General features: G+C 59.8%; 12 protein-coding genes. 8 read left to right on the forward strand and 4 right to left on the reverse strand.

Annotated features, from left to right (window positions below):
• Window positions 1–26: 26 nt before the first annotated feature.
• Window positions 27–1,955: a transglycosylase SLT domain-containing protein gene (locus BMX68_RS02865; protein ID WP_017134142.1), complete on the reverse strand. Its 1,929-nt coding sequence runs from the start codon at window positions 1,953–1,955 to the stop codon at window positions 27–29.
• A gap of 211 nt (window positions 1,956–2,166) precedes the next feature.
• On the opposite strand from BMX68_RS02865, the gene BMX68_RS02870 reads away from it, so the two are divergent.
• The gene (locus tag BMX68_RS02870; protein ID WP_017134141.1) at window positions 2,167–4,086 is read left to right on the forward strand and encodes an ATP-binding cassette domain-containing protein; all 1,920 of its coding nucleotides are present in this window, start codon (window positions 2,167–2,169) and stop codon (window positions 4,084–4,086) included.
• 51 nt (window positions 4,087–4,137) lie between these two features.
• On the opposite strand, the gene BMX68_RS02875 is transcribed toward BMX68_RS02870, so the two are convergent.
• Window positions 4,138–4,578: a universal stress protein gene (locus BMX68_RS02875; protein ID WP_017134140.1), complete on the reverse strand. Its 441-nt coding sequence runs from the start codon at window positions 4,576–4,578 to the stop codon at window positions 4,138–4,140.
• A gap of 107 nt (window positions 4,579–4,685) precedes the next feature.
• Between BMX68_RS02875 and BMX68_RS02880 the strand changes: the two genes are divergently transcribed.
• The 7 genes from BMX68_RS02880 (at window position 4,686) to BMX68_RS02915 (ending at window position 13,104) form a co-directional block, all read left to right on the forward strand.
• Window positions 4,686–5,123: a hypothetical protein gene (locus BMX68_RS02880; RefSeq protein ID WP_017134139.1), complete on the forward strand. Its 438-nt coding sequence runs from the start codon at window positions 4,686–4,688 to the stop codon at window positions 5,121–5,123.
• Window positions 5,124–5,667: 544 nt separating this feature from the next.
• Complete coding sequence (fadB, locus tag BMX68_RS02890; RefSeq protein ID WP_017134138.1) at window positions 5,668–7,815, forward strand: fatty acid oxidation complex subunit alpha FadB; 2,148 nt, start codon at window positions 5,668–5,670, stop codon at window positions 7,813–7,815.
• Window positions 7,816–7,844: 29 nt separating this feature from the next.
• A complete protein-coding gene (gene fadA / locus BMX68_RS02895; protein ID WP_026013434.1) occupies window positions 7,845–9,020 on the forward strand; it encodes an acetyl-CoA C-acyltransferase FadA in 1,176 nt (391 codons plus the stop codon).
• 86 nt (window positions 9,021–9,106) lie between these two features.
• Window positions 9,107–9,343, forward strand: a complete 237-nt coding sequence (locus tag BMX68_RS02900; protein WP_017134136.1) for a DUF1653 domain-containing protein — start codon at window positions 9,107–9,109, stop codon at window positions 9,341–9,343.
• 115 nt (window positions 9,344–9,458) lie between these two features.
• Window positions 9,459–12,080 (forward strand): type I DNA topoisomerase, encoded by a 2,622-nt coding sequence (topA, locus tag BMX68_RS02905; RefSeq protein WP_060783799.1) that lies wholly within the window; start codon window positions 9,459–9,461, stop codon window positions 12,078–12,080.
• A 139-nt stretch (window positions 12,081–12,219) separates the two neighbouring features.
• Window positions 12,220–12,741: a DUF6586 family protein gene (locus tag BMX68_RS02910; RefSeq protein ID WP_017134135.1), complete on the forward strand. Its 522-nt coding sequence runs from the start codon at window positions 12,220–12,222 to the stop codon at window positions 12,739–12,741.
• Between the two features lie 129 nt (window positions 12,742–12,870).
• Window positions 12,871–13,104, forward strand: coding sequence for a hypothetical protein (locus BMX68_RS02915; RefSeq protein WP_026013433.1), 234 nt, complete (start codon window positions 12,871–12,873; stop codon window positions 13,102–13,104).
• 89 nt (window positions 13,105–13,193) lie between these two features.
• On the opposite strand, the gene sulA is transcribed toward BMX68_RS02915, so the two are convergent.
• Window positions 13,194–13,661: an SOS-induced cell division inhibitor SulA gene (gene sulA / locus BMX68_RS02920; protein ID WP_017134133.1), complete on the reverse strand. Its 468-nt coding sequence runs from the start codon at window positions 13,659–13,661 to the stop codon at window positions 13,194–13,196.
• A 10-nt stretch (window positions 13,662–13,671) separates the two neighbouring features.
• Window positions 13,672–14,280 carry a transcriptional repressor LexA gene (lexA, locus tag BMX68_RS02925; RefSeq protein WP_026013432.1) on the reverse strand — a complete coding sequence of 203 codons (609 nt, stop codon included), beginning with the start codon at window positions 14,278–14,280 and terminating at the stop codon, window positions 13,672–13,674.
• Between the last annotated feature and the right edge of the window lie 166 nt (window positions 14,281–14,446).

The following is a 14,446-nucleotide window of genomic DNA, read 5'->3' on the forward strand; positions in this document are numbered from 1 at the left end:
CGGCCAGCCGGCGCGCATGAGTAACCTTATTGATCGTCGAAATAACGCTCGTTCCAATCGACCAGCGGCTGCGGTGCGTTGAGTTTCTGGCCGTAGATCACCGAGTACGACAGCACGTTCTGCACGTATTGGCGGGTTTCATCGAACGGAATGCTTTCCACCCAGACGTCGAAACTCAGGTGGTTGGCACCCCTGAGCCATTGCCTGACCCGGCCCGGGCCGGCGTTGTAGGCGGCGGTGGCGAGCACGCGGTTACCGTTGAACTGGCCGTGGACCTGGCTCAAATAGGCCGCACCCAGTTGGACGTTCTTGTCCGGATCCAGCACCTGCTGGGGGGACGCCAGCGGGATGCTGAACTTGCGCGCGGTTTCCTTGGCGGTGCCGGGCATCAGTTGCATCAGGCCAGTGGCGCCGGCGCTGGAGCGGGCGTCATCCATGAAGGCACTTTCCTGGCGGGTAATAGCAAACACCCAGCTCGAATGCAGGCCGCGTAGCTTGGCTTCGCGCACTAGCGTATCGCGGTGAGCCATCGGGAAGCGGATATCCAGATCATCCCAATACTGGGCCTGGCTGATAGTGCGAATCGCGGGAAAGTACCACTTCAGATCGTAGGCCAATTTGGCCTGGGCAACCATTTCGTCACGGTTGAACATCCGGCTGACGTGATACCACTCGCGTCGACCGTCGACAATCTGGCCGCGATCATGCAGCTCCAATGCCCGCCGCACGCCCGGTGTATTGCGGACTTTATTGATTAATTGCGGGCTGAGCACTAGCGGGCGATTGGTCAACTGGTAGGGCGTCTGCGCGCGATCGGCGGCGAGGAAGCCGTAGAAGTCACGCTCACGGGCGACATTTTTGAGCAGCACCAGCGCCTGCGGATTCTGCGGTTGCGCCAGCTCCAGGCTACGGGCCTGCCAGTAACGCCAGCGATTGGTCTCGGCCAGGTCCTGAGGCAGCTTGCGGGTCAACTGGTAGACATCTTCCCAGCGGCCCAGGCGCAACAGCAGGCGCAAGCGCCATTCGGTGACGGTATTGTCGCGCCGCTCCGGGTCGTACTGGGTCATGATATCGAGGGCGCGACTGTCATAGCGGCGCGCCAGGGTCAGGCCGATCTCGCGGGCGATCGAAACCTTTTCGTCACGGGAGAAGTGCATGCTGGCGGCATAACCGTCGAGCAGCGCCATGGCCTTGTCCGGATCCTGGCGGGCGAGGCGGCGCAGGCCGAGGCCGACCACGTCGGACATGGCGTCATCGGCTGGCAGGAAGCGCGAGGGTTGGCTGAGCAGGTCGGGTTTTTGCGCCACCTCGATCATCAATTGACCCTGCGCGCCGAGGGTGCCCAGGCCCTTCATCAGGGCGGTGGCCAGCGTGTAGTTGCGGGCTTCGGCGGCCAGCTTGAGGCGCTGCCAGCGTTTTTGTTCGGTCAACTGGCCTTCCGTCGCCCAGCGGTCGAACAGCGCATCACAGGCGGTTGGCTGGGTCTTGCCGGTCAACCAGAGCTTTTGTGCCGTGGCGTAGCCTTCGGCGCGCAGGTTGTGAATGAGCTGGTATTGGCCATTGAGGCAGTCCAGTTCGGTGAAATTCAGTTTCGGGTCGTAATATTTGGCGAAGGGCCCCCAGTCGCCACGCTCGGCGAGCCAGCGCAACCAACGCAGTTTCATCCAGTTGGCCTGGGGCAGATCGCCGTGTTCGGCGAGAAATTTCTCGATCTCGGCGTTGCTGGCGGTTTTCAGCCGGGCGGTCAGTTCGTCGTAGGCTAGGTACGGTTCAAGCGGGTAGCTGCGCAGGGTGTCCTGATAGCGCAAGTAAGGGCCTGAGTCGCCCTTGGCCAGGGCGCGCTTGGCCTCGTCGTAGAGTTGGCGTTGCTGAGCGAGATCGACAGCCTGGGCTGCTTGAACGGCGCAGGTGGAAAGAAGCAGGCACGATAAAAAGTTGAAAAGACGGCTGCGCATGAGACTTCCGAGCAAAAAAACGGGTAAGTGGCGACAAGGCCGACACGGATTGTCGGGTAGCTTAGCCTTTTGCCGGCGACGGGCGAAAGTTTTGCCGGGCGCTGTACGCAACTTGATACTAATTGTCATCTTGCTCGGCTCATTGGCAAAAATCGCGGCCGCCTCATAGCCCAACTCAGGTAGAATACGCGCCCGGTTTTTGGAGAAGCTCATGACCCTGCTCAAATTCAGCGATGTGTCCCTTGCTTTCGGCGCCATGCCGTTGTTGGACAAGGTGTCCTGGCAGATCGCCCGTGGTGAGCGGGTGTGCATCATCGGTCGCAATGGCACAGGCAAATCCAGCATGCTGAAGCTGGTCAAGGGCGATCAGAAGCCCGATGACGGCTCCGTCTGGCGTGCGCCCGGACTCAAGATCGGCGAATTGCCGCAAGAGCTGCCGGTGGCCGACGGGCGAACCGTGTTCGATGTCGTGGCCGAGGGCCTGGATGGCGTCGGTGAGTTGCTCGCGCAATATCACCATCTGAGCCAGAACATTGTCACCGATGCCGATCTGGACAAACTGATGCATGTCCAGCACGACCTTGAGGCTCGTGACGGCTGGCGTTTGCAGCAACTGGTCGACAGCACCCTGAGTCGCCTGCAGTTGCCCGCCGACAAGACCCTCGCTGAGTTGTCCGGCGGCTGGCGTCGTCGCGTGCTGCTGGCCCAGGCGCTGGTGTCCGAGCCGGACTTGCTGCTGCTCGATGAGCCGACCAACCACTTGGACATCGGTGCGATTGCCTGGTTGGAAGAGGCCCTGAAGGATTTCCAGGGCGCTGTGCTGTTTATTACCCACGACCGTTCTTTCCTGCAAAACCTGGCGACCCGCATCCTTGAGCTGGATCGTGGCGGCCTGATCGACTGGAATGGCGACTACGCCAGCTTCCTCGTGCACAAGGAAGCGTCCCTGGCCGCTGAAGAAACTGCCAACGCATTGTTCGACAAGCGCCTGGCCCAGGAAGAAGTCTGGATTCGCCAGGGCATCAAGGCCCGGCGTACCCGTAACGAAGGCCGCGTGCGGGCGTTGAAGGCCCTGCGCGTAGAGCGCAGTGAGCGTCGCGAGCGCACCGGTAAGGCGAATATCCAACTGGAAACCGCCGACAAATCCGGCAAACAGGTCATGGTCCTCGACAACGTCAGCTTTGCCCACCCAGGCGGCCCGTTCTTGATCAAGGATTTCTCCATGGTCCTGCAGCGCGGCGACCGGATTGGCCTGCTGGGGGCCAACGGTACCGGCAAGACGACGCTGTTGAAGCTAATGCTCAGCGGGCTGGTGCCGACTAGCGGCAAAGTGGAAGAGGGCACCCGTATCGACGTGGCCTACTTCGATCAGTTGCGTCATCAACTGGACCTGGAAAAGACCGTGATCGATAACGTCGCCGAAGGTCGCGACTTTATCGATATCGATGGCCAGAGCCGTCATGTGCTCAGCTACCTCGGTGACTTCCTGTTCAGTCCGCAGCGTGCGCGAACGCCGGTCAAGGCTTTGTCCGGTGGCGAGCGTGCGCGTTTGCTGCTGGCCAAGCTGTTCAGCAAACCGGCGAATCTGCTGGTGCTCGATGAACCGACCAATGACCTCGATGTGGAAACCCTCGAGCTGCTGGAGGAGGTGCTGTTGACCTTCCAGGGCACCGTGTTGATGGTCAGCCACGACCGGGTATTCCTCGATAACGTAGTGACCAGCACCTTGGTCTTCGAAGGCGAAGGCAAGGTTCGTGAATACGTCGGTGGTTATCAGGACTGGTTGCGCCAGGGCGGCTCGCCCCGGCTGTTGGGCGTGACCGAGAACAAGTCGGGCAAGGCCGAGCTGAATTCGGCGGTGGTGAGCGCACCCGCGGCGCCGGTGGCGGCCGTGGCCGAAGCTCCGGCAGCGAAAAAGAAGCTCAGTTACAAGCTGCAGCGCGAGCTGGAAGCCCTGCCGAGCGAGATCGACGCCAAGGAGCAGGAGATTGCCGCTGTCGAGGCCGAAATGGCCGAGACGGGTTTCTATCAGCGCCCTGCGACTGAAACGGCAGCAGTGATTGCCCGGCTGGAAAAACTCCAGGCTGAACTGGACCTGATGGTGGAGCGTTGGGCAGAGTTGGATGCCTGATTGATCGACTGGCAAGCAAAAGCCCGGCTTCATGCCGGGCTTTTTTGATGATCAGCTCTTGCTCTGCAGGCGGACCGCGAGAACGTCACACGGAGCGCCGTGTAGCACGTCATTGGCGGTAGATCCGAGCAGCAAGGCCAGCCCGTGGCGGCCGTGACTGCCGACCACGATCAGGTCGCAGGCCTGTTCCTTGGCCAGGTGATGAATTTCCTGGCGGGGCTGGCCGTAGGTCAGGTGACTGGTATCTTGCGACAGCTCGGGATACTTGAGGATCAGCCGCTCCAGGCGCTCCTTGGCCTGATCGAACTGTTGCTGCTGCAATTGGGACAGGTCCATCGGCACATCGCCGCCGAAGGCCATGGCCATGGGCTCGACGATATGCACCAGGGACAATTTGGCGCTGTTGCTGACCGACAGTTCGCGTGCGCGATGAATGACCGGGTCGCATTCTTCCGTCAAGTCGACGGCAACGAGAATGTGGTGGTAGGGCATGGAAGGCACCTCCTGAGGATCGCAATTGCTTTAAGTATGGCTCGTTTCATGCGGATTGGTTCAGCGGCGACCCAATGGCTCATGAATAATGTTCGGGGAGTAGAAATATGACGGTCTGGATAGTGGTGTCAATCCTGGCGGTAGTTCTCAGCCCTCTGGCCTGGTTGCGTCCTTCGCGCCGCCAGAGCGGCCAGATGGCCCTGCGTATGGAGGCACGCCGCATCGGCCTGGGCATGCAACTGGCGCCCCAGGAGTGGCCGCACTGGCTGACACAGGAACCACCCAGTCCGTGTGCCCAATACCACCGGCCCCGCCGTGGTCAGGACCCGGCGTGTTGGAGCTACTGGCAGACTGAGCCTGGGGTTTGGGTCAACCGATGGCGCGAGGTGCTGGTAGATGATGCCTTGCTGGTTCATTTCAGGACATTGCCGGCCAATGTGTTCAAGGTCGAGGCAGACAAGCAGATGATCGCGTTGTACTGGGGTGAGCGCGGTGAGGTGCTGGTATTACAGGACATCGCAGCTGTACTCAAGGCGCTGGCCTGAGGCAAGTAAGCGAGCCGCAATGGCGCTGGCATCGCGACGGGAAAACAGTCAAATTACGACCCGACAGGCTATATGAGTCTGGGTAGGTCAAGCAGGCTGACCAAGCAGTGTGGCGAGGCTTATGCTTCGGCTTCATAAAAAATGCCCTATTTTCTACCAAGCTGTTTCTTGGGATCTGGTAGGTTTATTCCCTTATCGTTGCCTGATCTGGTCGCTTGGTGGGGTATTGTTTCCGTGAATGAGACGTCATCAGGCCCGCTGCTGGCGTACTCGTCGGCCTTGAAAGTGACTGGAAAATCGCATTTTTAGGGAGTGTTTTCGACAATTGACAATTGTCTCGAATTCCGTGATCGTGTTTACACCCAAATCAAACGGGCGTATGAATTGAGCGTTTGTCTGATCAGACAACTCTTACAGAATCCCGACTATCGCGTCGGCGGGTTCGCCTGGCAGCTTGGCGTAGCAGCGATGATGAGGTCAATGCCGGGTCAGAAGTTAGCGTCCGACGCGTACTGTTCAGCTTCCATATCGTGGAGATCAGTTGATGATTTACGAAGGTAAAGCCATCACGGTTAAGGCTCTTGAAAGTGGTATCGTCGAACTGACGTTCGACCTCAAGGGTGAGTCCGTCAACAAGTTCAACCGTCTAACCCTGAACGAGTTGCGTCAGGCGGTAGGCGCCATCAAGGCCGATGCCTCGATCAAGGGTGTCATTGTCAGCAGCGGCAAGGACGTGTTTATCGTCGGCGCCGACATCACCGAATTTGTCGACAACTTCAAGCTGCCCGATGCCGAGCTCCTGGCGGGTACCCTCGAAGCCAGCAGGATTTTCAGCGATTTCGAGGACCTGGCCGTACCGACCGTTGCCGCAATCAATGGCATCGCCCTGGGTGGCGGCCTGGAAATGTGCCTGGCCGCGGATTTTCGCGTGATGTCCACCCGTGCGAAGATTGGTCTGCCGGAAGTCAAGCTGGGAATCTATCCGGGCTTTGGTGGCACCGTGCGCTTGCCGCGCCTGATCGGTGCGGACAATGCCATCGAGTGGATTGCCGCCGGTAAGGAAAACAGTGCCGAAGACGCTCTGAAGGTCGGTGCCGTCGATGCCGTGGTCGCTCCGGAAAAGCTGCGGGCAGCCGCCCTGGAACTGGTCAAGCGCGCCATTGGCGGCGAGATCGATCATAAAGCCAGGCGCCAGCCCAAGCTGGACAAGCTCAAGCTCAATGCCATCGAGCAGATGATGGCGTTCGAAACCGCCAAGGGGTTTGTCGCCGGTCAGGCCGGTCCGAACTACCCGGCTCCGGTCGAAGCGATCAAGGCAATCCAGAAAGCCGCCAACTTCGGTCGCGACAAGGCGCTGGAAATTGAGGCCGCCGGTTTCGTGAAACTGGCCAAGACCTCGGCTGCACAGAGCCTGATCGGGCTGTTCCTGAATGACCAGGAGTTGAAGAAAAAGGCCAGGGTCTATGACGAAATCGCCAAGGAGGTGAAACAGGCCGCCGTGTTGGGCGCCGGTATCATGGGCGGTGGCATCGCTTATCAGTCGGCGTCCAAGGGAACGCCGATCCTGATGAAGGACATCAACGAGCACGGCATCGAGCAGGGGCTGGCGGAAGCCGCCAAGCTGCTGGTCGGTCGCGTCGACAAGGGCCGCATGAGCGCGGCGAAGATGGCCGAAGTGCTCAACGGCATTCGTCCGACCCTGTCCTACGGCGACTTCGGTCATGTCGATCTGGTGGTCGAAGCGGTAGTCGAGAACCCAAAGGTCAAGCAGGCAGTACTGGCGGAAGTGGAAGCCCAGGTCAGGGAAAATGCGATCCTTGCGTCCAACACCTCGACCATTTCCATCAGCCTGCTGGCCAAGGCCCTCAAACGTCCGGAAAATTTCGTCGGCATGCACTTCTTTAACCCGGTGCATATGATGCCGCTGGTGGAAGTGATCCGTGGCGAGAAGTCCAGCGAACAAGCGATTGCCACTACCGTGGCCTATGCCAAGAAGATGGGCAAGAACCCGATCGTGGTCAACGACTGTCCAGGCTTTTTGGTCAACCGTATCCTGTTCCCGTACTTCGGCGGTTTCGCCAAGCTGGTCAGCGCTGGCGTGGACTTCGTCCGTATCGACAAGGTCATGGAGAAGTTCGGCTGGCCGATGGGCCCGGCCTATCTGATGGACGTGGTCGGCATCGATACCGGTCATCATGGCCGCGATGTGATGGCCGAAGGTTTCCCGGACCGCATGAAGGACGACCGTCGTTCGGCTGTCGATGCCTTGTATGAGGCCAAGCGCCTGGGTCAGAAGAACGGCAAGGGCTTCTACGCCTACGAGACCGACAAGCGCGGCAAACAGAACAAAGTCACCGACTCTTCGGTGTTGGAAGTGCTCAAGCCGATCATCTACGAGCAGCGTGAAGTGAGCGACGAGGACATCATCAACTGGATGATGATCCCGTTGTGCCTGGAAACCGTGCGCTGCCTGGAAGACGGTATCGTCGAGACTGCCGCCGAAGCCGACATGGGGTTGGTCTATGGTATTGGTTTCCCGCCCTTCCGTGGCGGTGCGTTGCGCTACATCGATTCCATCGGTGTGGCCGAATTCGTTGCCCTGGCCGATCAGTACGCCGACCTGGGCGCGCTGTACCACCCGACCGCGAAGCTGCGCGAAATGGCCAAGAACGGCCAGCGGTTTTTCGGTTAAGCGCCCACACCAGAGCGAGAGTGAACGATATGAGCTTGAATCCTAGAGACGTCGTGATTGTCGACTTCGGTCGTACTCCGATGGGCCGCTCCAAGGGCGGCATGCACCGCAACACCCGCGCCGAGGACATGTCGGCGCACCTGATCAGCAAGCTGCTGGAACGCAACGTCAAGGTCGACCCGAACGAAGTCGAGGACGTGATCTGGGGCTGTGTGAACCAGACCCTGGAGCAGGGCTGGAACATCGCGCGCATGGCATCGCTGATGACCCAGATCCCGCACACCGCTGCCGGTCAGACCGTCAGTCGCCTGTGCGGCTCGTCGATGAGCGCGCTGCACACCGCCGCCCAGGCAATCATGACCGGCAATGGTGACGTCTTCCTCGTCGGCGGCGTCGAGCATATGGGCCATGTCGGAATGATGCACGGTGTCGATCCTAACCCGCACATGTCGCTGTACGCGGCGAAGGCCTCGGGCATGATGGGCCTGACCGCCGAGATGCTTGGCAAGATGCACGGCATTACCCGCGAGCAGCAGGATGCCTTTGGCGTGCGCTCCCATCAGTTGGCTCACAAGGCCACGGTGGAAGGTAAGTTCAAGGACGAAATCATCCCGATGCAGGGTTATGACGAAAATGGTTTCCTGAAAGTGTTCGACTACGACGAAACCATTCGTCCGGAAACGACCCTGGAAAGCCTGGCGGCGTTGAAGCCGGCGTTCAACCCCAAGGGCGGCACCGTGACGGCAGGCACTTCGTCGCAGATCACCGATGGTGCTTCGTGCATGATTGTGATGTCGGCGCAGCGTGCCCAGGACCTCGGGATCCAGCCTCTGGCGGTGATCCGCTCGATGGCGGTGGCGGGTGTAGATCCAGCGATCATGGGCTATGGTCCGGTACCGGCGACCCAGAAAGCGCTGAAGCGCGCGGGCCTGGCGATCTCCGATATCGACTTCTTGGAGCTCAACGAAGCCTTCGCCGCACAGGCCTTGCCGGTGCTGAAGGATCTGAAAGTGCTCGACAAGATGAACGACAAGATTAACCTGCACGGCGGTGCCATTGCTCTGGGCCACCCGTTCGGTTGTTCCGGTGCGCGAATCTCCGGCACCTTGCTCAACGTGATGAAGCAGAATGGCGGGACCTTTGGGGTCTCCACCATGTGCATCGGTCTCGGCCAGGGCATTGCCACCGTCTTCGAACGCGTCTAAGTGTCTCGTCGATGGAATCCGGGGCCTAGTGCCCCGGTTTTTGTTTTTTAAAATTTTTTTATTTTTATTTTGTAAGAGGTCGAGACATGAAATTGCAGCCTGGGCTCTATCAGCATTATAAGGGGCCGCAGTACCGTGTTTTCAGCGTGGCACGGCATTCCGAGACTGAGGAGGAAGTGGTGTTTTACCAAGCGTTGTATGGCGATTGCGGCTTCTGGGTACGTCCTTTGAGCATGTTCCTGGAGTCGGTCGAGGTTGACGGCGAACGGGTCCCGCGCTTTGCTTTGGTGCAAGCCGAACCGAGCCTTTTTTCCAGGCCATGAGTGCGGGTTGCACGGAACCCCGCGCTTGACCTCACGTTGTTGCCACTATATATAGCGATGCCGCGCCCGACGCGGGCTGCGCTCTCACTTCAAGCATTCAGGAATTTTCCGATCCATGGGCAAATCGCTGGTCATTGTGGAATCCCCGGCTAAGGCCAAGACCATCAACAAGTACTTGGGTACCCAGTACGTGGTGAAGTCGAGTATCGGCCATATCCGAGACCTGCCCACCAGCGGTTCGGCGAGTGCCGCCAAAGAACCTGCCGCCAAGCGTGGCAAGGCTGGCGCTGGCGAAGCGCCGGTGCTCTCGGCAAAAGAGAAGGCGCGCAAGCAGCTTGTCTCGCGCATGGGCGTCGATCCGGATCATGGCTGGAAAGCCCGTTACGAAATCCTTCCTGGCAAGGAGAAGGTGATCGAGGAGCTGCGCCGGCTCGCCAAGGATGCTGACACCATCTACCTCGCAACCGACTTGGACCGCGAAGGGGAGGCCATTGCCTGGCACCTGCGCGAAGCCATCGGCGGTGACGACAGCCGCTACAAGCGCGTGGTGTTCAACGAAATTACCAAGAAGGCAATCCAGGAAGCCTTCTCCAAGCCGGGCGAGCTGGACCTGGATCGCGTCAATGCCCAGCAGGCGCGACGTTTCCTCGATCGCGTGGTGGGTTACATGGTTTCGCCGCTGCTGTGGGCCAAGATCGCCCGTGGCCTGTCCGCCGGTCGTGTGCAGTCGGTGGCGGTGAAATTGGTGGTCGAGCGCGAGCGCGAAATTCGCGCATTCAACCCGGAAGAATACTGGGAAATCCACGCCGACCTGGGCACCACTAAGGGCGCCAAGGTGCGCTTCGAAGTGGCCCGGGAAAAAGGCGAGGCCTTCAAGCCACTCAACGAAGCCCAGGCCATGGCGGCACTGGAGAAGCTCCGGGCATCGGCCTATACCATCGCCAAGCGCGAAGACAAACCGACCAGCAGCAAGCCCTCGGCCCCGTTCATCACCTCCACCCTGCAGCAAGCCGCAAGCAACCGCCTGGGCTTCGGGGTGAAGAAGACCATGATGATGGCCCAGCGTCTATATGAGGCCGGCTACATCACCTATATGCGTACCGACTCGACCAACCTCTCGGTCGATGCCGTGGCGATGGCACGCAGCTACATCGAGAGCGAGTTCGGCAAGAAGTACCTGCCGGACTCGCCAAACGTCTACAGCAGCAAGGAAGGCGCCCAGGAGGCTCACGAAGCGATCCGTCCTTCCGATGCCAATACCGAGCCGAGCAAGTTGTCGGGTATGGAGCGTGATGCCGAGCGCCTTTACGAACTGATCTGGCGCCAGTTTCTCGCCTGCCAGATGCTGCCGGCGCAGTACTTGTCGACCACCGTGACGGTGGGGGCCGGTGACTTCGAGTTGCGTGCCAAGGGGCGCATCCTGAAGTTCGACGGCTATACCCGCGTGATGCCACAGATCGCCAAGCCGGGCGATGATGATGTGCTGCCGGAGATGAGCCAGGGCGATGTGCTCAAGCTGATCCAGCTCGACCCGAGCCAGCACTTCACCAAACCGCCGGCGCGTTACTCCGAAGCCAGCCTGGTCAAGGAAATGGAAAAGCGTGGCATTGGTCGTCCTTCGACTTATGCGGCGATCATTTCCACCATCCAGGACCGTGGCTATGTGGCGCTGCACAACCGTCGCTTTTACTCCGAGAAGATGGGCGACATTGTCACCGAGCGCCTCGCGGAGAGCTTCTCGAACCTGATGGACTACGGTTTCACCGCCGGCATGGAAGAGAACCTCGATGACGTGGCCCAGGGCGAGCGTGACTGGAAAAACGTGCTCGACGAGTTCTACGGCGACTTCAAGAAGAAGCTCGAAGTGGCCGAAGGCGCGGAAAACGGCATGCGTGCCAACCAGCCGGTCATGACCGACATCCCGTGCCTGACCTGTGGCCGACCGATGCAGATTCGTACCGCATCCACGGGAGTGTTCCTCGGCTGCTCGGGTTACAGTCTGCCGCCCAAAGAACGCTGCAAGGCGACCGTCAATCTGGTTCCCGGCGACGAGATCGCCGCTGACGATGAGGGCGAGTCGGAATCGCTGGTGCTGCGTGGCAAGCATCGCTGCCCGATTTGCAGCACGGCAATGGATGCCTACCTGCTGGACGAGAAACGCAAGTTGCATATCTGTGGCAACAACCCGGATTGCGCCGGCTACGAGATCGAAGAGGGCAGCTACCGGATCAAGGGCTATGAAGGCCCGAGCCTGGAATGCGACAAGTGCGGCAGCGAAATGCAGCTCAAGACCGGTCGCTTCGGCAAGTTCTTCGGTTGCACCAATCCGACCTGCAAGAATACCCGCAAGCTGCTCAAGAGCGGTGACGCGGCACCGCCGAAGATGGATCCGGTGAAGATGCCGGAGCTCAAGTGCGAAAAGGTCAACGATACCTACATCTTGCGTGACGGTGCGTCCGGCCTGTTCCTGGCGGCCAGCCAGTTCCCGAAAAACCGTGAGACCCGTGCGCCGCTGGTGATCGAGATCGTTCCTCACAAGGACGAGATCGATCCCAAGTACCACTTCCTCTGTGAAGCGCCGAAGAAGGACCCGGACGGGCGTCCGGCAGTCATTCGCTACAGCCGCAAGACCAAGGAGCAGTACGTGCAGAGCGAAGTCGATGGCAAGCCGACCGGTTGGAAGGCGTTCTACGACGGTGGCAAGTGGAAGGTCGAGGACAAGCGTCAGGGCGCCTGATGTCCGCTATCTCGTAGTGGCAAGGCCGTGTGAAGACCTGGGGTTTCACGCGGCCTTGGTCTTTTTGGCTTGCCGCAAGCCGGGTCGATCCCTGAAACTGTCCGACTCGCCTGTGGCTTTTTGTCTGGAGTGCGCCGTCATGGCCAATGAACTCTACACTCGCACCAACCAGAAGATTTTTTACGCGGGCCTGGCGCTTGAGGCCTTGGGCAAGGCCGAGGAAAGCCGGGCTCTAAACGCGCTGGCGCTGATCCAGGCCGAGCGTGAAGCGGCGGTATTCCACCTGTATGGCGCCTTGCTCGGGCTGTGCCATGAAATTGCCGGTTTCTACCGGCTGCCCCAGGCCAATGCGCCGCGTGCCGAGCTATTGCTGACCCGGGAAGCGCTGGCATCCATTGCTATTCCGGAAATGGCCGAGCTGGTCGAGTTGGCCCACAGCCCGCAAACCTGGCTGGCCCGGCTGATCGCCGCGCACACGGCCTTGTACTTGCCGCCCCAGATGCCCAGGAAAGCCAAGGGAGACGTGTTGCAACCGTTGATCGTGGCGGTCGGCCTGGACGAGGAGGAAACTCCGCAGCTGGGGCGCGAGGAGCTGGAGGGCTGGCGACAGAACCTCAAGGGTTTGGCGATCCGCTTTCGCGATGGACTGAACGAGTGCTAATTCGTTGGGTGGGGCTGTAGGCTCCGTCTGTCAGTTGTTCATCAAGCAGTAAAGAAAGCTGTTGAGATCTTGAGCGAGTTGCCACGGATGACTGATATAATCCTGGCCTTTCGTGGAGAACAGATTTTTATGCCTACGTCCTTTCTAGAAATCGTCGAACTGCCGGACGGCCGTATCGAGCTGCGCCGGGCCGAGGACGAAGGTTCTCTGGTTACCTTGAACTTCTCTGAAGATGCCAAAGTGTTCCTGCAGGGCCAGCATGTCGAAGTAGCCAAAGCCATGTTGAGCGTCGGTGTGCAGATGGCGGGGCGATTGGTAGAAGGCGAGCTTGAGAAAGAAGACGGTCCGCGCGTTCTTCATTGAAGCTGCCAACCGTTTTCTAGCGTAGATCATCGATTCTGATCGACTTCCCTGTTCAGCATACGCGCTAAGAGTGCCTGCGGCGCCTCTGTCTAGCCCAAACGAATATTCAGGCTTTGCGCATCACCCTTGCGGGCTGCGCTGATCAATTGTTGGCGAGCGCTGTTGCTCAGCGGATTGAGCCAACTGACCACGGTATGGCTGCGTCCCAGGCGCAAGGCTTCGCAAGTCAGCTGCTGGGCATTCTGGGCGCTACTGGGTTGCAGCAGCAGGATTCGCTCGCGATTCAATCCTGCTTCCCGCAGCCAGGCCTGGGTCAGGCTCGACGGCGGGGCGATCAGGGTCAACCAGCGGGCATCCTGGTCCTGGCTCAGTTCACGCAGGATGGGCGCCAGCAGGCTCAGGCAATTCCCGCCACGTAACGACAATTCGCTGAAGACCTCGGACTCGGTGCTCCAGGGCGTTTCAACCACTTCCGTGAGAAGCGGAGCCAGCGGCTGCGCCATGAAAGCTTCGAACAAGGGCAACTGTGCGTGTTGTGGAGTTTGCGGAAATTGCATGATGCCTCCTTCAGCGGCGAATGACGCCGACACTCAAACCTTCGATGACGAAGTCCTGATCTTTCAGGTTGACTTCGATGGGGGCGAACTCGGGGTTTTCAGCCAGCAGCCAGACCTTGCTGCCTTCGCGCTTGAAGCGCTTGACGGTGACTTCCTCGCCGATCCGCGCCACCACGATCTGGCCGTTGCGGGCTTCGCGGCACGTATGCACGGCCAGCAGGTCACCGTCGAAAATGCCGACGTCCTTCATGCTCATGCCGTGAACGCGCAACAGGTAGTCGGCTCGGGGATGGAAGAAGGTCGGATTGATGTTGCAGGATTCCTCGACATGCTGTTGGGCGAGAATCGGCGCGCCTGCGGCGACCCGGCCGATGATCGGCAAGGTGGACTCGTCGGCCTTGGCCTCGAAGCCAGGAATACGAATGCCGCGCGAGGCGCCAGGGGTCATTTCGATGGCACCCTTGCGCGCCAGGGCCTTGAGGTGCTCCTCGGCCGCGTTCGGTGACTTGAAACCCAGTTCCAGGGCAATCTCCGCGCGGGTCGGCGGATAACCGTTATCCTCCAGGCAGCGTTTGATAAAAACCAGAATCTCAGCTTGGCGTGGCGTCAGTTTTAGCATCTCGATCGCTCTGTTTTTTTATACAGTGACTGGGATTATATACAGTGGAAGGCACTTGGCAATCCTCCTTTTCAAAGCGTCCGCCGGACGGTTGTCGGGAAGGTTGCCGACAACTGAGTCGAGCACTGTGCTACAGGTCCCGATTTCTATGATTTAATACCTGACC

This window comes from Pseudomonas agarici, assembly GCF_900109755.1.
Lineage (GTDB): Bacteria > Pseudomonadota > Gammaproteobacteria > Pseudomonadales > Pseudomonadaceae > Aquipseudomonas > Aquipseudomonas agarici.